The organism is Curtobacterium sp. MCBD17_034 (assembly GCF_003234515.1).
GTDB lineage: Bacteria > Actinomycetota > Actinomycetes > Actinomycetales > Microbacteriaceae > Curtobacterium.
Map to the genome: position 1 here is coordinate 39,247 of NZ_QKTN01000012.1, position 19,076 is coordinate 58,322.

Annotated in this window: 16 protein-coding genes and 1 tRNA gene; 10 read left to right on the top strand and 7 right to left on the bottom strand. The window is 70.6% G+C overall.

Going from position 1 to position 19,076, the window contains the following annotated elements:
• Window positions 1-23 precede the first annotated feature (23 nt).
• Entirely contained in the window at window positions 24-2,627 is a 2,604-nt protein-coding gene (locus tag DEI92_RS14905) for a GH116 family glycosyl-hydrolase (protein ID WP_181434966.1), read from the top strand.
• Between the two features lie 143 nt (window positions 2,628-2,770).
• Here the strand turns inward: DEI92_RS14905 and DEI92_RS14910 are convergent, their stop codons facing one another.
• On the bottom strand, window positions 2,771-3,859 hold the full coding sequence (locus tag DEI92_RS14910) for a glycoside hydrolase family 172 protein (RefSeq protein WP_111014055.1): 1,089 nt from the start codon (window positions 3,857-3,859) through the stop codon (window positions 2,771-2,773).
• A 134-nt stretch (window positions 3,860-3,993) separates the two neighbouring features.
• On the opposite strand from DEI92_RS14910, the gene DEI92_RS14915 reads away from it, so the two are divergent.
• The 5 genes from DEI92_RS14915 (at window position 3,994) to DEI92_RS14935 (ending at window position 10,121) form a co-directional block, all read left to right on the top strand.
• Complete coding sequence (locus DEI92_RS14915) at window positions 3,994-4,989, top strand: LacI family DNA-binding transcriptional regulator (RefSeq protein ID WP_111014056.1); 996 nt, start codon at window positions 3,994-3,996, stop codon at window positions 4,987-4,989.
• A 236-nt stretch (window positions 4,990-5,225) separates the two neighbouring features.
• Entirely contained in the window at window positions 5,226-6,860 is a 1,635-nt protein-coding gene (locus DEI92_RS14920) for a fucose isomerase (protein ID WP_111014057.1), read from the top strand.
• A 45-nt stretch (window positions 6,861-6,905) separates the two neighbouring features.
• Complete coding sequence (locus DEI92_RS14925; RefSeq protein WP_111014058.1) at window positions 6,906-8,261, top strand: ABC transporter substrate-binding protein; 1,356 nt, start codon at window positions 6,906-6,908, stop codon at window positions 8,259-8,261.
• Entirely contained in the window at window positions 8,258-9,223 is a 966-nt protein-coding gene (locus DEI92_RS14930; protein WP_258370226.1) for a carbohydrate ABC transporter permease, read from the top strand. The genes DEI92_RS14925 and DEI92_RS14930 overlap by 4 nt, the downstream gene beginning before the upstream one ends.
• Window positions 9,213-10,121, top strand: a complete 909-nt coding sequence (locus DEI92_RS14935; protein ID WP_111014059.1) for a carbohydrate ABC transporter permease — start codon at window positions 9,213-9,215, stop codon at window positions 10,119-10,121. Before DEI92_RS14930 ends, DEI92_RS14935 begins: the two co-directional genes overlap by 11 nt.
• Before the next feature lie 411 nt (window positions 10,122-10,532).
• Here DEI92_RS14935 and DEI92_RS14940 read toward each other — a convergent pair whose 3' ends face one another.
• Together DEI92_RS14940 and DEI92_RS14945 are read right to left on the bottom strand one after the other, a co-directional pair.
• On the bottom strand, window positions 10,533-11,555 hold the full coding sequence (locus tag DEI92_RS14940; RefSeq protein ID WP_111014060.1) for an NAD(P)-dependent alcohol dehydrogenase: 1,023 nt from the start codon (window positions 11,553-11,555) through the stop codon (window positions 10,533-10,535).
• Between the two features lie 12 nt (window positions 11,556-11,567).
• Entirely contained in the window at window positions 11,568-12,248 is a 681-nt protein-coding gene (locus DEI92_RS14945) for a TetR/AcrR family transcriptional regulator (RefSeq protein ID WP_111014061.1), read from the bottom strand.
• 228 nt (window positions 12,249-12,476) lie between these two features.
• Here DEI92_RS14945 and DEI92_RS16725 point away from each other — a divergent pair, with 228 nt between their 5' ends.
• Window positions 12,477-12,761 (top strand): hypothetical protein, encoded by a 285-nt coding sequence (locus DEI92_RS16725; RefSeq protein ID WP_220037509.1) that lies wholly within the window; start codon window positions 12,477-12,479, stop codon window positions 12,759-12,761.
• A 59-nt stretch (window positions 12,762-12,820) separates the two neighbouring features.
• On the opposite strand, the gene DEI92_RS14955 is transcribed toward DEI92_RS16725, so the two are convergent.
• Window positions 12,821-12,892: transfer RNA gene (locus tag DEI92_RS14955), tRNA-Gln, on the bottom strand.
• Window positions 12,893-13,105: 213 nt separating this feature from the next.
• Here DEI92_RS14955 and DEI92_RS14960 point away from each other — a divergent pair.
• Together DEI92_RS14960 and DEI92_RS14965 are read left to right on the top strand one after the other, a co-directional pair.
• Window positions 13,106-13,600 carry a MarR family winged helix-turn-helix transcriptional regulator gene (locus DEI92_RS14960; protein WP_111014062.1) on the top strand — a complete coding sequence of 165 codons (495 nt, stop codon included), beginning with the start codon at window positions 13,106-13,108 and terminating at the stop codon, window positions 13,598-13,600.
• 3 nt (window positions 13,601-13,603) lie between these two features.
• Window positions 13,604-14,038, top strand: coding sequence for a hypothetical protein (locus tag DEI92_RS14965; RefSeq protein ID WP_111014063.1), 435 nt, complete (start codon window positions 13,604-13,606; stop codon window positions 14,036-14,038).
• Window positions 14,039-14,161: 123 nt separating this feature from the next.
• Here DEI92_RS14965 and DEI92_RS14970 read toward each other — a convergent pair whose 3' ends face one another.
• Both DEI92_RS14970 and DEI92_RS14975 read right to left on the bottom strand, forming a co-directional pair.
• Window positions 14,162-16,105, bottom strand: coding sequence for an ABC-F family ATP-binding cassette domain-containing protein (locus DEI92_RS14970; RefSeq protein WP_111014064.1), 1,944 nt, complete (start codon window positions 16,103-16,105; stop codon window positions 14,162-14,164).
• Between the two features lie 171 nt (window positions 16,106-16,276).
• A complete protein-coding gene (locus DEI92_RS14975; RefSeq protein ID WP_111014065.1) occupies window positions 16,277-17,170 on the bottom strand; it encodes an SDR family oxidoreductase in 894 nt (297 codons plus the stop codon).
• 104 nt (window positions 17,171-17,274) lie between these two features.
• Here DEI92_RS14975 and DEI92_RS14980 point away from each other — a divergent pair, with 104 nt between their 5' ends.
• Complete coding sequence (locus DEI92_RS14980) at window positions 17,275-17,844, top strand: TetR/AcrR family transcriptional regulator (RefSeq protein ID WP_111014066.1); 570 nt, start codon at window positions 17,275-17,277, stop codon at window positions 17,842-17,844.
• Between the two features lie 668 nt (window positions 17,845-18,512).
• Here DEI92_RS14980 and DEI92_RS14990 read toward each other — a convergent pair.
• Window positions 18,513-18,713, bottom strand: coding sequence for a hypothetical protein (locus DEI92_RS14990; RefSeq protein ID WP_146242912.1), 201 nt, complete (start codon window positions 18,711-18,713; stop codon window positions 18,513-18,515).
• Between the last annotated feature and the right edge of the window lie 363 nt (window positions 18,714-19,076).

Here is a 19,076-nt window from a genome sequence, read left to right on the forward strand (position 1 = left end):
GCCCATTCGAGCAAAGGAGCACGATGACCACGACGTCTGCACACCCGGGACCGGCGCTCGCCGCGGCCCCGACGGCCGAGACACCGGGAGCGGCGGAAACGGTCGCCCCGGACGAGCAGGGGGTCCGGGCCCGACCCTGGTCGGGCCTCCGGGTCCATCCCGCCAACGACACGGTCGCGGCCTTCCCGCTCGGTGGCATCGGGACGGGCAACGTGTCCGTCGGCGCGCGCGGCGAGTTCCGGGACTGGGAGATCGCGAACCACCCGGACAAGGGGACCTGGCTCCCGTTCACGTTCTTCGCCCTGCGCGCGGCGGTACCCGGCCGTGCCGCCGTGACCCGGGTGCTGGAGTCGCGCCTGCCGGGGCCCCATGAGGGCGACTCGGGCTACCACATCGGCAAGGTCGCCGGACTGCCGCGGTTCGCCGGCAGCGCGATGCGGGGCGAGTACCCGCTGCTCCGGATCGACCTCACCGACGACGCGGTCCCCGTCGACGTCGAGATGACCGCGTTCACGCCCCTCGTGCCCCTCGACGTGGACGCCTCCGGGCTGCCGGGCGCCGTGATCCGCTACCAGGTGCACAACCCCCTGGACACGCCGGTCGAGGTGAGCGTGGCCGGGTCCATGTCGAACCCGATCGGGCATCGCGGGCACGACATGTTCCAGGCGCCGGTGGTCGAGGGGATCCCGACCGTGACGGGCCGTCGCGAGCCCGGACTCACCGGACTGGTCTTCGGCACCGACCTGCCACCCGAGCACCCGCTCCACGGCAGCGCCGTGCTGGCGACGACCGACGCCGACGCGACCATGACGGAGCAGTGGCCCGTCGACCGCTGGCAGGACGGCGTCCAGCTGTTCTGGGACGACTTCACCGAGGACGGTCGCCTGGAACCGCCGATCGCCTTCACCCTCGAGGACGAGACGGACGTCACACGGCTCCCGCGCCAGCGGGTCGGCAGCCTCGCCGTCGCACACGTCCTGGCACCGGGCGAGACCCACGCGTTCGAGTTCCTGCTCACCTGGCACGTCCCGAACCGGCCCCGCGCGTGGCAGGGCAACTGCGGCCTGCCGAACACCCACGAGGACCAGGTCGTCCGCAACCACTACGCGACCCGACACACCGACGCCTGGGCGGTCGCCGAGCACCTCACCGGGTCCCTCGAGGCACTCGAGCGCGACACCGTCGCGTTCCACGACGCCCTGTTCGACTCGACGCTGCCGCCGGAGGTCGTCGACGCGGTGTCGTCGACGCTCGTCGCGCTGCGGAGCACCACGTGCCTCCTGCTCGACGACGGTTCGGGGGAGGGCCGGTTCGCCGCGTGGGAGGGCAGCTTCGACCACGTCGGCAGTTGCGAAGGCACCTGCACGCACGTCTGGAACTACGCGCAGACCGTGGCGAACCTGTTCCCGTCACTCGAGCGGAGCGCACGGCGGACCGAGTTCCTCGACGAGACGCTGCCTGACGGCCGCATGCGGTTCCGCACCAACGCGGTCTTCGGCAACGACCCGCACGAGTTCCACCCTGCGGTCGACGGCCAGATGGGGACGATCGTGCGGTTGTACCGCGAGTGGCGGTTCAGCGGCGACGACGGGTTCCTCACGGAACTCTGGCCCGCGGCGCAGCTGGCGCTCGAGTTCGCGTTCCGGACGTGGGACGCGAACGGCGACGGCGTGCTCGACAGCGAGCAGCACAACACGTACGACATCGAGTTCCACGGCGAGAACTCCCTGGCGAACTCGATGTTCTTCGCGGCCCTCCGGGCAGCGGCGGCGATGGCGGAGCACCTCGGCGACCAGGCCGCGGTCGACCGGTACCGGGAGGCGGCCGAGCGGGGCGCGGAGCGGATGGACGCACTGCTGTTCAACGGCGAGTACTACGAGCAACGGACCGACGACGTCGACGCCCACCGCTACCAGTACGGGACGGGGTGCCTGTCGGACCAGCTGTTCGGCCAGACCCTCGCGCACCTCGCGGGGTTGGGACACGTCCTGCCGGAGGACCACGTCCGGAGCGCGGTGCGTGCCGTGTACGAGCACAACTTCCGGAGGGGGTTCGCCGACTTCCACAGCGTGCAGCGCACGTACGCGCTCGACGACGACCGCGGCCTGCTGCTCTGTTCGTGGCCGCGTGGGGATCGGCCGCGGATCCCGTTCGTGTACAGCGACGAGGTCTGGAGCGGCATCGAGTACCAGGTCGCGACCACCCTCGTGTACGAGGGACTCGTCGACGAGGCGCTCGAGCTGGTGCGCGCGGTCCGCGACCGGTACGACGGCCGGAAGCGGAACCCGTGGAACGAGGTGGAGTGCGGGAACCACTACGCCCGGTCGATGGCGAGCTGGGGCGTCCTGCTCGCCTTGACGGGGACTGCCTGGGACGCCACGACGGGCACGCTGCACCTCGCGCCACGTGCCGCCGCGGTGCGCGACGGCGTCTTCCGCTGCCTCGTCACCACGGCCCGCGGGTGGGGCGAGGTGGTCGTCGACGACGGGCAGGCGCGCCTGCTGCTCCGTGGGGGCGTGCTGGACGCGCGCTCGGTCACGGTCGACCTGGAGGCGGCGGGTCGCTTCGGCAGCGGACCGGTCGCGCTGGCGGCGGGCGACGTCGTCGAACTCGAGCTCCGCGACTGACGGACGCGGGTGCCGGCCTGCCCGCCGGCCGGCACCCGCCGGCCGGCACCCGCCGGCGGGCAGCGCCGCGGGTCCGCGGGCCGGCACCCCTGCCCGCCCGTCGGTCGGCGCCCGCGCCGGGTCGTCGGCCGGTACCGGGCTGCTCAGCTCGCGCGCGGAGCCGCACCGGAGCCGAGGTGGACCTCCATGGCGTCGTGCGTGGGTGCCGGAGGACGGGCGGCGGTCGGTCGGTCCAGGTAGAAGAACGCGGTCGAGGCGATGTCGTCGTGGAGGGGCAGGTACCGGCCACCACTCCGCCAGCCCAGGGCCTGGATGTCGACCCGTGGCAGTCCCGTCCGGAAGGTGATCGGGTCGGCCAGGTGCCACCGGTACATCCCGAACCGCTGTTGGCTGTCGTAGAGCCCGTCGGGACGGATGACCTGCGGCATCCCGAGGTACGGCGTCGAGAAGGCGGTGTACCCCTGCCCGGGCACGTCGAAGTTCCACGCGCCGCCGAAGTAGTCCTCGGTGCCCGTGCCGCAGATCGTGGGGTGGTCGGTGTCGTCGTCGATCCAGAACTTGATCTCGCCCTCACCCCACCAGCCCGGCGCGTTCGCCCCCCACGCCAGGTAGGTCCCCGCGTAGTGGCCGCGTCCTTCGACGCCCTCGAGCAGCACGTGCGTCTGGCCGTCCGGCAACGGGTTGCTCCGGCGCCACTGCGCGTGCAGGTAGGCGGCGTCGTCTCCGACGTCCCCGAGCTCGTAGGTGACCTGGAAGTACACCCGTGCGGGCACCGTCGACGTGTTCTCGAGGGTCAGGTGCGCGTTCCGCCGGAACGGCATGGGCCAGTAGCTGTTGAACCCGCCGTTCGGGTTCGCCGCGACGACCTGCGACGACACCTGGGCGAAGCGCCCCCAGCCGGAGCAGAAGAAGTCGCCGTAGGGGACCTCGATGGCCGGCTCGTCGGCGTCGTCCCACGTCGCGCGGAGGACGAGGGTGCGCCAGTGGTCGGTGTGCGTCGTGATCCAGAGGTGGGTGATCCGTCCGGGGCCGGTGATCCGCGCCAGGTCGTACGTGGCGCCCGGGGCGACGTCGACGCTCGGCGACACCTTCCAGCCCGGCCCGAGGTCCCGGGCACTCCCGGCACCGGTCCCGTCCGTCGCACGGCCGCCACCCCCTCGTGCGCCGTCGGGGTTCTCCGGACTGATCGACCGGGTCTCGGTCCGTCGGATCGTGGCGATGTCGTGCAGCATCAGGGGTCCTTCCACGTCGGGGTCGGCAGCCCGCACGGCCCCGCCGCACACTGCCGTGGGTGCAACCGATTTCAGAGACCGTGCGCCGCACTGTATGGTTCGCGGGACGGGGTGTCAACGACGGGAGGGCCGAGGTGGCGACGACGATCTACGATGTGGCGTCGCGCGCCGGGGTGTCGCCGGCGACGGTCTCCCGCGTGTTCAACGGCTCGAACGTCTCCCCCGACAAGGTGCGCCGAGTGCGCCGCGCGGCGGAGGACCTGCAGTTCACGCCGAACCGGACCGCGAGGACGCTGCGGCGACGGAACTCCGAGGTCATCGCACTCGTGATCCCGGACATCGAGAACCCGTACTTCACCGAGATGGCGCGTGGGGTCGCCGACGTCGTCAACGACGCCGGCTACTCGGTCGTGCTCTGCAACACCGACGAGTCGGTCGAACGCGAGGCCGAGTTCCTCCGCATCGCCGAGTCCGAGAACATGGCCGGCATCATCGTCGCCCCCGCGTCGGCGATGTCGGACCTCGGCGGTGTCGTCGCGCGGGGACGGCCGGTCGTCGCGGTCGACCGGCCGAGCCGCGACGACGTCGACGTGGTCACCATGTTCAACCGCGAGGCCGGGCGCGAGGCCACCGAGCACCTCATCGGTGAGGGGTACCGGCGCATCGCCTGCATCACCGGCCCGGCGGACGTCTCGACCGCCGTCGAGCGCGCCGGTGGGTGGTCCGACGCCGTCGCGCGAGCGACCGGCCACGCGCCGGAGGACGGGCTGCTGTGGCACTCGGACTTCCGGGTGGACGGCGGTGTGTCGGCCATGGAGGCCCTGCTCGCGTTGCCGGAACCGCCGGACGCGGTGGTGGCGGCGAACAACCTCATGGGGGTCGGGGTGCTCCAGGTGCTCGACGAGCACGGGCTCTCGCCGCTCCGCTTCGGCGTCGCCGTCGTCGGCGCGCTGCCGTTCACGACGATCTCCCCCCGGGCCGTCACGATCGTGCGTCTGCCGGCCGGCCACATGGGGGCGACCGCCGCGCGGCTCGTCCTCGAACGGATCGCCGGAGACACCCAGCCGTCCCGCACGATCGTCCTCCGGCACGCGGTGGAACCGGCCGGACCGCGCCTCCAGGGCCCCTGATCCGGCCGGCCGGACCGCGCCTCCAGGCCCCCTGATCCGGCCGGCCGGATCGGCGCCGGAGACACCTTGACGGTGAAATCGATTTCGTGCACAATGGCGGAGCGCCCCGGTCAACGTCGACCGGACGCAGGAGCGGGAGCCCTCATGCGCAACAGCCTCGAACACCCCCTCAGCACCGTCCGGCGCGTCGACGTCCTCGACCGTTCGGTCGGCGACCGTGCCGCTGGGGCACGACGATGACCACCGTCCTGCCGACCGCGGTCCCACGGCCCGTCGCGGAACCGGACACGGTCTACCTGGTCGCGAGCGGCGACCTCCGCGAGAGCGCGAACACGGCCACCTGGCCCACGCAGGCCCGGATGGAGGCCGCGATCACCGACGCCGTCGCGGCCATGGGCCGCCGCGTGGTGCGGGCGCTCCCGGTCGACCCGGTGACGGGGCACGGCCTCATCTCGAGCCAGCGGATGGGCATGGAGGTGTTCCGCGGCATCCCGACCGACGCTCCGCTCGTCGTCGCGATCGCGGGGTGGCAGTACTCCCACCACGTGCTCGCCGGTCTGCGCGACCACGCCGGCCCGGTGCTGACCGTCGCGAACTTCGTCGGTGACTGGCCCGGACTCGTCGGACTGCTCGGCCTGAACGGCGGCCTGACCAAGGCACGGATCCCCTACTCCACGCTCTGGAGCGTCGACTTCACCGACCGCTGGTTCCTCGACGGCCTGCACACGTGGCTCGAGACCGGCTCGGTCACCCATGACACGTCGCACGTCCATGAGCTCCCGGACATCCCCGCGGGCGCCGCGCGCGACCTCGGTGTCGCCGTGGCCGACGTCCTCCGCACCGACAAGGCGATCATCGGTGTGTTCGACGAGGGCTGCATGGGGATGTACAACGCGATCATCGACGACGAGGTGCTCAACCGCCTCGGGGTCTACAAGGAGCGGCTGTCGCAGTCCGCCCTGTGGGCCGAGATGCAACGCGTCCCCGACAGCGAGGCGGACGCGGTCCGACGCTTCGTCGAGGAGCGGGGGTTCACCTTCCGCTTCGGTGCGGACGAGGCGACGGAACTCACCGAGCGGCAGGTCCGCTGGCAGTGCGCGATGTACGTGGCAGCGCTCCGGATCGCGGACGACTTCGGCCTCGACGCCGTCGGCATCCAGTACCAGCAGGGGTTGAAGGACACGTGCCCGGCGTCGGACTTCGCGGAGGGCCTCCTCAACGACCCGGACCGGCCGCCGGTCACGAGTCGTGACGGCAGCCGCGTGCTCTACGACGGACTCGCCCTGCCGCACTTCAACGAGGCCGACGAGGGTGTCGCCGTCGACGCGCTCGTCACGAACCGCGTCTGGACGGCCATGGGCCTCGACCCGTCGACCACGCTCCACGACATCCGCTGGGGTGAGGAGTTCGAGGGGGACTTCACCTGGGTGTTCGAGATCTCCGGCTCGATCCCGCCGTCGCACGTCGACGGTGGGTACGCCGGCGCGGAGGGATGGCGGCAGGACCGCGTCTTCTTCCCGCTCGGGGGATCGACGATCCGCGCGGTGTCGAAGCCGGGCGAGATCGTGTGGTCCCGCGTGTGGCTCGACGGGCAGGACCTCCAGATCGACATCGGCCGCGGCACCGCGGTGCGCCTCCCGCCCGAGGAGTCCGAACGCCGGTGGGCGGCGACGAACCCGGAGTGGCCGATGATGCACGCCGTGCTGCACGGCGTCAGCCGCGACCAGCTCATGGCGCGGCACCGGGCGAACCACCTCTCGGTGGTCTACGCCCCCGACGCGGCCACCGCCGACCGGGCGCTCGTCGCGAAGGCGACCGCGTTCGACCGACTCGGCGTCCGGGTCCACCTGTGCGGCGACGTCGCGGTCTGAGTCCCGCGTCCCTCCCCCACCCATCGGTCGAACCCGAGGAGCACCATGACGAGCACCTCCAGCACCGGTCTCAGCCGACGCGGCTTCCTCACCGGAGCCGCCGGCGTGGCCGCCGCCGCCGCCACCACGATCTCCCTCGCCGGGTGTTCGACCCGCGCGTCGAGCGCGGACGAGCCACTGCAGTTCTGGCAGTTCTACGCGCCACTGTCCGGGACCGGCCAGGTGAAGACGCAGAGCGACTGGTTCGAGAAGGCCGTGCGCGACTGGAACACCCGGCACCGCCAACAGGTCCGGAACGTGTACATCCCGAACTTCACCGACCCGTCGAACACACGGCTGGCCACGGCCTTCGCGTCCGGCGACGGCCCCGACGTGTTCCTGATCAGTCCGGGCGACTTCCTCCGCTACTCGAACGGCGGAGCGCTGCTCGACCTCGCGCCGTACATGACGCAGGAGGCCATCGACGACTTCGACCCCGACATCCTCGCGACGCGCCGGATCGGCAAGGGCGTCTACGGGCTGCCGATGGAGGTCGAGCCGCTCGCGATGTACTACAGCGTGCCGGCCTGGGAGAAGGCGCACCTGAGCGAGGGCGACATCCCCAGGACCTGGGACCAGATGCTGGACGTCGCGCACCGGCTCACGACCGACAAGCAGTCCGGGCTCGTGTTCGAGACGGTGCCCGGCTACTTCCAGAACTTCACCTGGTACCCGTGGATGTGGCAGGGCGGCGGTGACGTCGTCGACGAGCACCAGAAGCCGTCGTTCGACAGCGCGCCGGTCACCGCGGCGCTCGAGCTCTTCGGCCGGTCGGTGTCGACCGGGGTGGCGCCGCGGACCGATCCGGCCGCAGGGGACCTCCCTGGCGCCTTCGCCGCGGGCTACGCCGCCATGTGGCAGTCGGGCATCTGGCAGGTCGCGGGGTTCCGCGGCGAGCAACCGAAGTTCGACTACGGGATCTTCCCGCTCCCCACGCCACCCGGCGGGACCCCACGGACCGTGCTGGGAGGGTGGGCCTGGTGTGTGAACGCGCGCGGACGGAACCCCGAGGCCGCCGCGAAGTTCGTCGTCGAGACCGTCGGGAGCATGGCGGACGACAGCGTCCAACGGTTGGTCGACTGGTGCACGGTCGCCAAGTCCGACATGCCGCCACGGCGGTCCGTGGACCGGGTGATGCAGGCGAAGGGCGCGTACGACGACGCGAAGCTCAAGTTCTTCCACGATGTCGTCCTGCCGACCGGTCGCGGTGAGCCGCGGTACCCACCGGTCGTGTACAAGGCGATCTCCGACGCGATCCAGCAGGTGCAGGCAGCCGGCGGCGACGCGGCAGGACAAGCGGCGCGGGCCGAGTCCGCCATCGAGGCATTCATGCAGACCTACCAGGGAGCGACGCTGCTGTGACCACCACCATCCGCGCGGACCGGACGACGACGTCCGGGACCGGCTCCGCCGCGGCACCGCCGCGTCGGCGCACGGCAGGACGCGCACGCGCCCGCCGAGAGGGCTTCGCAGCACTGCTGTTCCTGCTGCCCGACTCCCTCGGCCTGCTGCTGTTCGTCTTCATCCCGATGGTCATCGCGATCGTGCTCGGGTTCTTCCGGCTCGACGGCTTCGGCAACCTGACGTACATCGGCGTCCAGAACTACGTCCGGATGGTGCACGACCCGGCGTTCCTCCAGAGCGCGGGCGTCACCGTGACGTACCTCGTCGTGCTCGTGCCGTCGGTGTTCGTCGTGTCGCTGCTCCTCGCCCTGCTCGTCCAGCAGCGGATCCCGTTCATCGGCGCCATCCGCAGCGCCCTGTTCGCGCCCTACGTGATCAGCCTCGTCGTCGTCGGGCTCATGTGGCAGTTCCTGCTCTCGGACAAGGTCGGCTACGTCAACCAGCTGCTCGCGACCGTCGGGGTGCACGGGATCTCATGGCTCGGCGACCCGCGGTACACGCTCGGCACCGTCGTCGTGATCAGCATCTGGTTCCAGATGGGCTACTACATGGTGATCTTCCTGTCGGGGCTGCAGGACATCCCCGCGGAGCTGTACGAGGCGGCCCGCATCGACGGCGCGACCGCGTGGCAGCGGTTCTGGTCGATCACCTGGCCGATGCTCCGGCCGACGGCGCTCTTCGTGCTCATCACGGTCACGATCGCCGTCATCACGGGCGGCTTCGACCTCATCTACATCCTGACCGGCGGTGGGCCGGCCGACTCGACCTCGCTGCTCATCTTCTACATCTACCAACAGGCGTTCCTCTACGGCGAGTACGGGTACGCGGCGGCCATCGGGTCCGTCCTCGTCCTCGTGCTCCTCGCCTGGAGCGCGTTCATGTTCCGCATCACGAATGGAGGGCGGATCGATGACGAGTAGCGATCTCCGCATCGACGACCCAGCGGTGTCCGTGCCGGGACAGACGGGCGACGGACGCGCGCCCCGGCTGCGGCGGACGCGCGAACGGCGGTGGACGCGGAAGAACACGATCCTGTTCGTGGTCGGCGTCGTCGTCGGTGTCCTCGCGATCTTCCCGCTCGTGTACATGGTGCTCAGCTCGTTCAAGGGCGAGTCCGAGATCTTCAGCGGCTCGTTGCTCCCGGCGCACTGGACCCTGTCGAACTTCGTCTACGTCTTCACGCAGGTCCCGTTCGCGCGGTACATGCTCAACAGCGCGTTCGTCTCGGCGGTCGTGACGGTCGCGGCACTCTGGTTCCACTCGATGGCCGCGTACGCACTCGCCCGCCTGCGGTTCCGCGGTCGCGAGACGGTGTTCCTCATCATCTTCTCGACGCTGCTCGTCAGCTTGCCGGTCGTCCTGATCCCGGAGTTCGAGATCGTCCGGCTTCTCGGCATGCTCGACAGCTACTGGGGCCTGATCGTGCCGTCGATCTTCAACGCCTTCGGGATCTTCCTGCTCCGGCAGTTCTACATGGGGCTCCCCGACGAGCTGGAGGAGGCCGCACTCGTCGACGGCGCGGGGTACTGGCGGATCTACTGGAGCGTCGTGCTCCCCCTGTCCCGGCCGATCCTGTCCGCGCTGGCGGTGTTCTTCTTCCTGGCGAACTGGAACTCGTTCGTGTGGCCCCTGACCATCACGTCGAACCCGAACCTGCGCGTGGTGCAGGTCGGGATCGCGACGTTCCACCAGCAGTACGCCTCGTCCGAGAGCTACATCGTCGCGGCGTCGACCGTGGCGGCGATCCCGACACTGCTCCTGTTCTTCTTCTTCCAGAAGCAGATCACCGAGTCGATCAAGACGGCCGGGTTCAAGTGATCGCCGGGCGGCGGCCCGCCGGACCCGCGGACAGGAGCGGGCGGACGACGGCCGGGCCGAGGGGCTGCTGAACGCCCCCCCCGCGAGGTGTTCGGTCTATTCGCGCAGGCCAGTGCTGGCACAGATCGCGGATCCCAGGACTGACGGGCGTTCCACGGGTTTCTAGGATTCGTTCCACGCCACCGAAGGGGGACGAACCTGATTCCGCACCGTCGCGGAAACTGATCGGCGTTGACCGGGTAGACCTACGACTCCCTACATGGTGGAGCGGTAGAGGGCATGCTGCCGCCGCTCTCCGCGATTCTCTTCAGAATTGGACAGCCCAGCTCCAAGACGGACGGGAGGCGCGGTGCCGAGCTGCAAGCTGGCACCGCGCCTCCCGTCCGTCTCGGAGCTGCTGTGTAGGTGTACTCAGGGGACGAGGACGGCTCGTCCGGGGATCTTGCCGGTGGCGAGCCGCTGGAAGACCTCGTTGATCTCGGACAGCGGGTACTGCTCGATGTTCGAGACGAGCCGTCCGGAGCGGGCGAGTGCGAGGACTTCCTCGAGCTCGTTGCGGGTACCCCAGTTGCTCGTCATCATCGCGGCGTTGCTCGGGAGCGAGAAGAACGAGAACGGGAAGCTGCCACCGGCGAGACCGACGAGCACGAACAGCCCGTCACGTCCGACGGCACCAGCGCCGAGCGCCATCGTCGCGTCGATGCCGACGAAGTCGACGACGGCGGCGGCACCGTCCTCGCCGGTGATCGCCTTGATCTGCTCCGCCGCGTCGGCGTCCCGCGGGTCGATGACGTGGTCCGCGCCGAGGCTGCGCGCGGTCTCCCGCTTCTGCTCGTCGGTGTCGACCACGATGAGCGTCGCCGGCGACAGGAGCTTGAAGAACTGGACGCCGTACTGACCGAGCCCGCCGGCCCCGATGAGAACCGCGGAGGTGCCGGGGACGAGGTAGGGCAGCGTCTTCTTCACGGCCGAGTACGGTGTGAGGGCTGCGTCGGTGAGCGGTGCTGCAGTGACGGGGTCGAGGCCGTCGGCGTGCAGGAGCTCACGGACCGACGGGACGACGAGGTACTCGGCGTACCCGCCCTCGGGCCCCATGCCGCCCCAGAGGAACAGGTTGCAGAGCTGCTCCTGACCGCCGAGGCAGAAGCGGCAGTGCCCGCAACCCCAGCCGCCGAAGACGACGACCGCGTCGCCGACCTCGAAGCCCTGGCCTTCCGCGCCGGGTCCGAAGGACTCGATCCAACCGGCGTTCTCGTGCCCGAGGGTGAGCGGGAGCTTGATCGCCTGCTGCTCGCCCGTCTTGGTGTGCAGGTCCGAGTGGCAGGCTCCAGCGCCTGCGATCCGGATCAGCACCTGGCCCGGACCCGGCGTTGGGACGGGGACGTCCTCGATGACGAAGTCCGTTCCGGGTGCGTTCAGTCGTGCTGCCTTCATGGTGTGCTGTCCTTATTTCTCATTCCGGCCAGCGGTCTGCCAGCCGTGGTCCACTTCGGTGCCGGTGGGCACACGCGTCTTGGATGCCGCGCCGGTCAAGGCTTCGGCACGGTCGTCTCGCGGACGGAGCGGCCCTGCGGCGAACGCATCGAGCGCTTCGGCGTAGACGGCGGCTGGGTCACCTCCGGAGGTGACCATGACCTCGAGCGCGATCCGGAGGGCACTGGCCACTGCCGCGGCAGCGGTTCGAGCCTGCAGCGAGTCGACTGGCACCCCGAGTCGGGGTGCCAGGATCGGGGCTACGGAGCGTTCACCGTCGTGCAGCTTCCGGATGAAGACGGACCACATCTCCGGGTCCTCGAAGACCAGCGGCAGGATCGCTCGAGTACGGACACGCGCGTCTTCGAACAGAGTCGTGTGGAACGCCTGAACGAGCACCTCGAGCAGCGGCGCATCAGGACCGGCCCCGGTGATCATCGCGTTCGACGCGCGGATGGTGGCGTCGAACATCGGCCCGACGGACTCCGCCTTGATCGGGAAGTACCGGTAGAAGGAACGCTGGGAGATACCCACAGCGTCCGCGATCTCCGCGATGGAGATGTCCGTTGTGCCACGAGCGATGAACAGTTCGCAGCACCGCTCTGATGCGCGCAGGCGCGACCCTTCCAGTGCAGTCAGACCGTCCTCGCTCACATGACGTCACGATACGCCTGACGGGCAGAAACTGCCAGTTCAGTGGGAGCTCTGGGACGGGGCGGAACGAGACGGAAACGAAAGAGCACCTGGGGGCACGGCCACCAGGTGCTCTTCGGTTCACCGTCAGCGCCAGGTTGAGAGGGTCTGCACCAGCGGGGGGCTGCTGCAGGTTCGGTTGACTCCTTGACGTGTGAGCATCTGGTCCCCGCTGGAAGGATGTCGATCATGCCCAAGCCGTGTCCGGAGGAGTTCCGACGCGACGTGATCGCGGTCGCTCGTCGGGGCGAGATCCCGTTGACGCAGGTCGCGAAGGACTTCGGGATATCCGAGGGGACCGTGACGAACTGGTTGCGTCGTGCGGACGTCGATGACGGCTTCAAGCCCGGTGTCACGAGCGTGGAGAACGCCGAGTTGCGGGAGTTGCGGAAACGGAACCGGCTGCTGGAGCAGGAGAACGAGATCCTCCGTCGAGCGGCCGTGTTTCTGCCCCAGGCGCACCTCACGAAATGATGTCCCCGCTGGGCCGCGAACTCGCCGCCGTCCGGATCCCGGTCGCGGTGACCTGTCGGCTCCGCCTCCAGGATTCGAACCCGGACTCCACAGCTCCAAAGGCTGATGTGCTGCCGTTACACCAAGGCGGACCACGCCCGAAGGCGCCCCGACATCATCCCATGCAGCATCCGCCGCCCCGTGCGCCCGCCGACCAGCGCCCCGATCCGCCGGCCGGGAGGCCCGCCACCAGCCCGCACCGCCCCTCCCGTCCAGCGACTGACCGGACCACCCGCCGGCCGGGAGGCCCACCACCAGCCCGCGCCGTCCCTCCCGTCCGCCGCCACCGCTGCCATGATGGACGGATGCCGCAGGAGGACGAGGTCGACCGCATCGTCGCGGCGTGGGACCGCGAGCGACCGGACCTCGACTTCGCGCCGCTGCACGTGCTGTCGCGGGTGGGGCGGCTCGCCCGGCACCTCGACCGCGCGCGGCGGACGGCGTTCGCGGCCGGAGACATGGAGTCGTGGGAGTTCGACGTCCTGTCGGCACTGCGCCGCGCGGGTGAGCCGTACGAGCTGAGCCCGAAGGCGCTGCTGCAGCAGACGCTGGTGTCGAGCGGCACGATGACGAACCGCGTGGACCGCCTGGCGGACCGGGGGCTCGTCGAGCGGCGAACGGACCCGAGCGACGGCCGAGGGGTGCTCGTCACGCTGACGCCCGAGGGTCGGACGGCGGTCGACGCCGCGATCGCGGGATTGGTCGAGGCCGAGGCGGCGATCCTCGCGGACCTCTCCCCCACCGACCGGACGCAGCTGGCGGGCCTCCTCCGCTCGCTGAGCATCAGCCTGGGCGACTGAACCATGCGCACGGTCCAGTCGTTCCTGACCGAGACGGTTCCGCGGGTCGTCGAGCCGGTGCTCGACGCGATGCTCACGCCCGAGGAGCGGGAGTCGGTCCAGGTCAGGATCGTCACCACACTGCCGCTCAGGAGCCCGTTCCGCCAGCGCTCCGACGGCACCTGGATCCGCATCGGCGCGGAGTTCGTCCCCGACGCGCTGGCCGAGCCCGAGGAGCGCGTTCCGCTCCGGCTCGACGCACCGCTCGGCGAGAACGAGCACCAGGTCGAAGTCAGGATGGCCGACGAGACCGTCGGGATCTTCCTACAGGAGGACGAGCCCGACGACCGCTTCGCCTGGCGCTTCGCCAACGACGTGCAGGACTTCGTCGCCGAGAGCCGGTTCGCGTGGGGACAGCTCCGCCCGCTGCCGGACTGGGTGCACGACCCCTGGGCCTGACCCCGGCTGCGCGCCCCGACGACAACTGCGCGGTCGTCAGCGCGGCGCACTTGTCGTCGGCACGCGCAGTCATGCCGCGCCGCGCCGCGCCCCGCCCGCCCGTCGCGCCCGCCCCGCCCGCGTCTACGCCCCGAGCAGCTCCGCGACCTCGAGCCACCGCGTCTCGAGCTCCTCGAGCTCCGCGTCGACCGCCGCGAGCTTCGCCTGCAGGTCCCCGAGCCCGGCGTAGTCCGCCTGGTCGTGGGCCGCGAACGCGTCGAGCACCTGCTGCCGGTCCTGCCCTGCGCGGGCGATGCGCCGGTCGAGCGAGGACATCTCCTTCTCGGCGGCCCGCCGGTCCGCACCGCTGACGGCCGGGAGGCCCGCCGCCGGACCCGCCCCGTCCCTCCCGGCCGACGCCGAACCGGCACCCGCCGAACCGGCACCCGCCGCACCGGCACCCGCCGAACCGGCAACAGCGCCACCGGCACCGGCGGAACCGGCGCCCCCGCGCGCGCCCACACCGGCCGCCGCAGCCACCCGCGCCGTCGCGGCGGACGCGTCCCGCGGCGCAGCCGACCCGGCCGCACGGAGCCGCATGTACTCCTCGACCCCACCGGGCAGGTGCCGGAACCGGTGCCCGAGCACGGCGTACTGCTGGTCGGTGACCCGTTCGAGCAGGTACCGGTCGTGCGAGACGACGAGCAGGGTGCCGGGCCACGAGTCGAGCAGGTCCTCCATGGCGGCCAGCATGTCCGTGTCGAGGTCGTTCGTCGGCTCGTCGAGGATGAGCACGTTCGGCTCGTCGAGCAGGATGAGCATGAGCTGGAGGCGCCGCTTCTGCCCGCCGGACAGGTCCTTGACCGGCGTGGACAGCTGGGCCGACGAGAACCCGAGGCGCTCGAGCAGCTGCGACGGCGTCATCTCCTTGCCGTCGGCGACGTACGTGGTCTTCTTGCGGCCGACGACCTCGCGCACGCGGTCCTCGGCGTACTGCTGCAGGTCGGCGAGCTGCTGGTCGAGCATCGCGATCTGCACGGTCTTGCCGGTCTTGACCTTGCCGCTCGTGGGCTGGATCTTCTGGGACACCAGCCCGAGCAGCGTCGACTTGCCCGCACCGTTCGGGCCGAGGATCCCGGTCCGCTCCCCCGGTGCGATGCGCCACTCGACGTGCTCGAGCACCGGTTCGTCGCTGTCGGGCCACTGCACGCCGGCGTCGAGCACGTCGACGACGTCCTTGCCGAGCCGCGCGGTCGCCATCTGCGACAGGGCGACCGTGTCGCGCACGGGCGGGACATCGGCGATGAGCTCGTTCGCTGCGTCGATGCGGAACTTCGGCTTGCTCGTGCGGGCCGGCGCGCCGCGGCGCAGCCACGCGAGCTCCTTCCGCATGAGGTTCTGTCGGCGGGACTCGGTCGCGGCGGCCATCCGGTCCCGCTCCACCCGCTGCAGCACGTACGCGGCGTACCCGCCCTCGAACGGCTCGACGATGCCGTCGTGGACCTCCCACGTGGTCGTCGAGACCTCGTCGAGGAACCACCGGTCGTGCGTGACGACCACGAGCCCGCCCTGGTTCGCCGCCCACCGCTTGCGGCAGTGCTCGGCCAGCCATGCGATGCCCTCGACGTCGAGGTGGTTCGTCGGCTCGTCGAGGAACAGCACGTCCCAGTCCCCGACCAGGAGGCGCGCCAACGCCACCCGACGCCGCTGGCCGCCCGACAGGTCGTCGACCAGGCCGTCCCAGTCGACGTCCGCCACGAGTCCGCTGATCACGTCGCGGATGCGCGCGTCCCCGGCCCACTCGTGCTCGGCGAGGTCACCGACCACGACGTGGCCGACGGTCTCGCCCGCGGGCAGGTCGTCGCGCTGGTCGAGGAACCCGACGGTCACGCCGCGACGCTGGGTCACCCGGCCGCCGTCGGGCTCGATCCGCTGTGCGAGCAGGCTCATGAGCGTCGACTTGCCGTCGCCGTTGCGTCCGACGACGCCGATCCGGTCGCCCTCGTCGATGCCGAGCGAGACGCTGTCGAAGACGACGCGCGTCGGGTACTCGAGGTGCAGGTTCTCAGCGCCAAGCAGATGTGCCACCCCTTGAGGGTAGGCGGACGGGGCCGTGCGCGCGGTCGCGGCCCCGCTCCTCCCGTTCGTGCGCGTCCCCGAGTGGGCGGCCCGAGCGCGCGTCCCCAAGTGCGCGTCCCGACGACAAGTGCGCATGCGGGCGCGTGCGCACTTGTCGTCGGCATGCGCGGTTCCCGTGCGTCAGGCCGCGTAGCCGCCCGACGCGATGTCCTCGACGAGCGTCGGACCCGTCGGTGTCCAGCCGAGGACCTCCTGCGTACGGGTGCTGCTCGCCGACAGGTCCATGCCGAAGAACATCCCCATGAAGCCGAAGTGCTCCTGCGCCGCCGCGGGGTCGATCGACTCGACGGGGAGGCCGTCCGCACCGCCGATGGCCTCCGCGATCGCCTTTGTGGGGACGCCCTCTTCCGCCACGATGTGCAGAACGAGGCCCGGCGTCGCCTGCTCGAGGCCGAGACGCACGGCCCGCGCGGCATCCCGCACGTGAACGGCTGCCCAGCGGTGCTCGCCGTCGCCGATGTACGCGGCCGATCCAGCACGACGGTCGGCGTCGGCGATGATCTTCACGAAGCCGTGGTCCCCGGCCCCGTGCACCGACGGCGCGAAGCGCAGGCTCACGGGGACGACGCCGTGCTCTGCGAACTCGAGCGCGAGGTTCTCCGTCCCGCCGCGCGGTGCGTCCGGCCCGTGGCTCGGGTTCGGGTCCGCCTCGGTCGCAGCACGCCCGGGGGTCAGCCCGGCGACGCCCGCCGCGACGAGGAACGGCTTGCCCGTGCCGACGAGCGTGTCACCGATCGTCTGCACGGCCGCACGCTCGGTCCGGTTCGTCCCGGCCTGGTCCGACCAGTCGTGCTTGTTCGCCAGGTGGATGACGGCGTCGGCGCGCTGGCTACCGGTGCGGAGGGCGTCGAGGTCGTCGAGGTCGCCGCGGAGGACCTCCGCTCCCTTGCCCTCGAGGTTCGCGGCTGAGGCGTCCGATCGTGCCAGGCCGATGACCTGGTGTCCGTTCGCGATCAGCTCGTCCGTGACTGCGGTCCCGATCCAGCCCGATGCTCCTGTGATGAAGGCGCGCATGGCGTGGCCTCCTCCCGGTCGCGGACGCGCCGCGACCCTCGATGTCAGTGTCTGACATGGACAGTAGCACCGAAGTCAGTCGCTGTCATCAGTATGATCGTCGGATGGTTCGATGGACACCCGGGACGCGGGATCGGCTCCGCGACGCTGCCCTCGAGCTCTTCGCCCAGCAGGGCATCGAGGAGACGACCGTCGCCGAGATCGCCGCTGCCGTCGGGGTGACCGAGCGCACGTTCTTCCGCCACTTCGCGGACAAGCGCGAGGTCCTGTTCGCCGGGCAGGAGCACTTCCAAGCGGCGTTCGTCGACGCGGCCGCCGGAGCGCCTCGGGACACCACGCCGCTCGAGGCGGTCCGCCTCGCGGTGATCACGGGAGGGTCCTGGTTCGAGGACGAGCACCGCGCGTTCTCCCGCCGCCGACAGGGCGTCATCCTGGCGAACTCCGGCCTGTACGAGCGGGAGCTCCTCAAGATGGCGGCGCTGTCCCGTGCCATGCGTGACACACTGCGCGCCCGTGACGTCGACGAACCCACAGCGACGCTCGCGGCCGAAACCGGCACGATGGTGTTCCGACTCGCGTTCGAGCAGTGGATCGCGGACGACGAGACCCGTTCGGTGCCCGAGATCGCCCGAGAACGCTTCGAGCAGCTCGACGCCCTCCACGCCGCGGACTAGCGTCGCACCCTGCGCCGCACCTGTCCTGAACCGGATCGCAACGCGGCGAGCGGCCTCGCGGCACCCGTCGGACGACGACTGACCCGAGCGCGGCCAGGAACACGAGGTCCGGCGCAGCGTAAGCGCTCGAGCTCGCCTTCCGGGTCGAGGCACCACCGGCGCGCGCGAGGGTGCTCCCGCCTCCCGGTCTCGAGGACGCGTTCCCAGTCGTCCCGCCCTGGTCGGACTCCGCCGAGGAGGATCGCCCACTCGATCGCGTCCTCGAAGCGCATCCTCGGCGTTCGCAGATGCTCCTTCACGACCTCGCGGCTCCCGCCCAACTGCAGGTGGAGGTGCGGAAGTCGGTAGGTACTCCGACCATCGGGGTGCCAGTGCATCAGGAACACCTCTTCCGCGCGCAGGACGAAGCGGTACCGGTAGGCGGACGTCGACACGCTCCATCCGCCCGGGCGCTGTCGGAGCAGATTGTGCATCTGCGCGTTCAGGCGCATGCCGCTCCCGAGGTCCACACCCTTGCCGCCGTTGAGGTCCCAGGCTCTCGTTCGGCCCGGGTCACTCGGCGCCACGCCGGTCGTGATCTTCGCAGCGGTGGGCAAGCAGGCAACGGCTCGACGCAGCGGCTCCATGAACCGCTCGACGGCCTGCCTTGGTGTCCGTGCTGCCACGGGTCAGTCAGCGAACGGAAGCATGAGGATCAGGCGGATGATCTGATCGTCGTCGATGCCGTCGTAGGCACCAGCTTCGAGCCGTGCCCGAAAGGTCTCGAGCGGAATGCCGAGCGTCTCGCGCACGGCTTCGTCCACCATCGCCCGCCCCTGCTCCGCCGTCAGTTCTTCGACCACCACCGTGTCGAGCGTTCCCGGTTCCATGTCACTCCCCCGCGACCAGACCCCCTGGCCCTCATCGCGATGGAGCCTATGCCGCGAACAGCGGCACCCCAGCATCGCGTGTATGTCGTACATCGGACAGCCGCGAGCGGACGAGGGGTGGGGCGCGGCTGGCCGCTGACCTCGCCCGTCCGTTCCCGAGGGGAGAGGACGCGCCGCCACGGAGGACGTGGTGTGCTCCCGAACGACGGATCAGCTGTCGGACGACGACCAGGTCGTCGGTGTGGACGGACGCAGCACCTGCCGGGGCATGCAACGACGAACCCGATGTCGGACGACGATCGGTTCGTCGAAAACAGGCGGAAGGGGGTGCGGGGCGGAAGCTGTCTCTTATACACATCTCCG

Coding starts and splice junctions, on each gene's coding strand:
- DEI92_RS14905 (WP_181434966.1), top strand. CDS start 24: ATGACCACGACGTCTGCACACCCGGGACCGGCGCTCGCCGCGGCCCCG.
- DEI92_RS14910 (WP_111014055.1), bottom strand. CDS start 3,859: ATGCTGCACGACATCGCCACGATCCGACGGACCGAGACCCGGTCGATC.
- DEI92_RS14920 (WP_111014057.1), top strand. CDS start 5,226: ATGACCACCGTCCTGCCGACCGCGGTCCCACGGCCCGTCGCGGAACCG.
- DEI92_RS14925 (WP_111014058.1), top strand. CDS start 6,906: ATGACGAGCACCTCCAGCACCGGTCTCAGCCGACGCGGCTTCCTCACC.
- DEI92_RS14935 (WP_111014059.1), top strand. CDS start 9,213: ATGACGAGTAGCGATCTCCGCATCGACGACCCAGCGGTGTCCGTGCCG.
- DEI92_RS14940 (WP_111014060.1), bottom strand. CDS start 11,555: ATGAAGGCAGCACGACTGAACGCACCCGGAACGGACTTCGTCATCGAG.
- DEI92_RS16725 (WP_220037509.1), top strand. CDS start 12,477: ATGCCCAAGCCGTGTCCGGAGGAGTTCCGACGCGACGTGATCGCGGTC.
- DEI92_RS14960 (WP_111014062.1), top strand. CDS start 13,106: ATGCCGCAGGAGGACGAGGTCGACCGCATCGTCGCGGCGTGGGACCGC.
- DEI92_RS14965 (WP_111014063.1), top strand. CDS start 13,604: ATGCGCACGGTCCAGTCGTTCCTGACCGAGACGGTTCCGCGGGTCGTC.
- DEI92_RS14975 (WP_111014065.1), bottom strand. CDS start 17,170: ATGCGCGCCTTCATCACAGGAGCATCGGGCTGGATCGGGACCGCAGTC.
- DEI92_RS14980 (WP_111014066.1), top strand. CDS start 17,275: ATGGTTCGATGGACACCCGGGACGCGGGATCGGCTCCGCGACGCTGCC.
- DEI92_RS14990 (WP_146242912.1), bottom strand. CDS start 18,713: ATGGAACCGGGAACGCTCGACACGGTGGTGGTCGAAGAACTGACGGCG.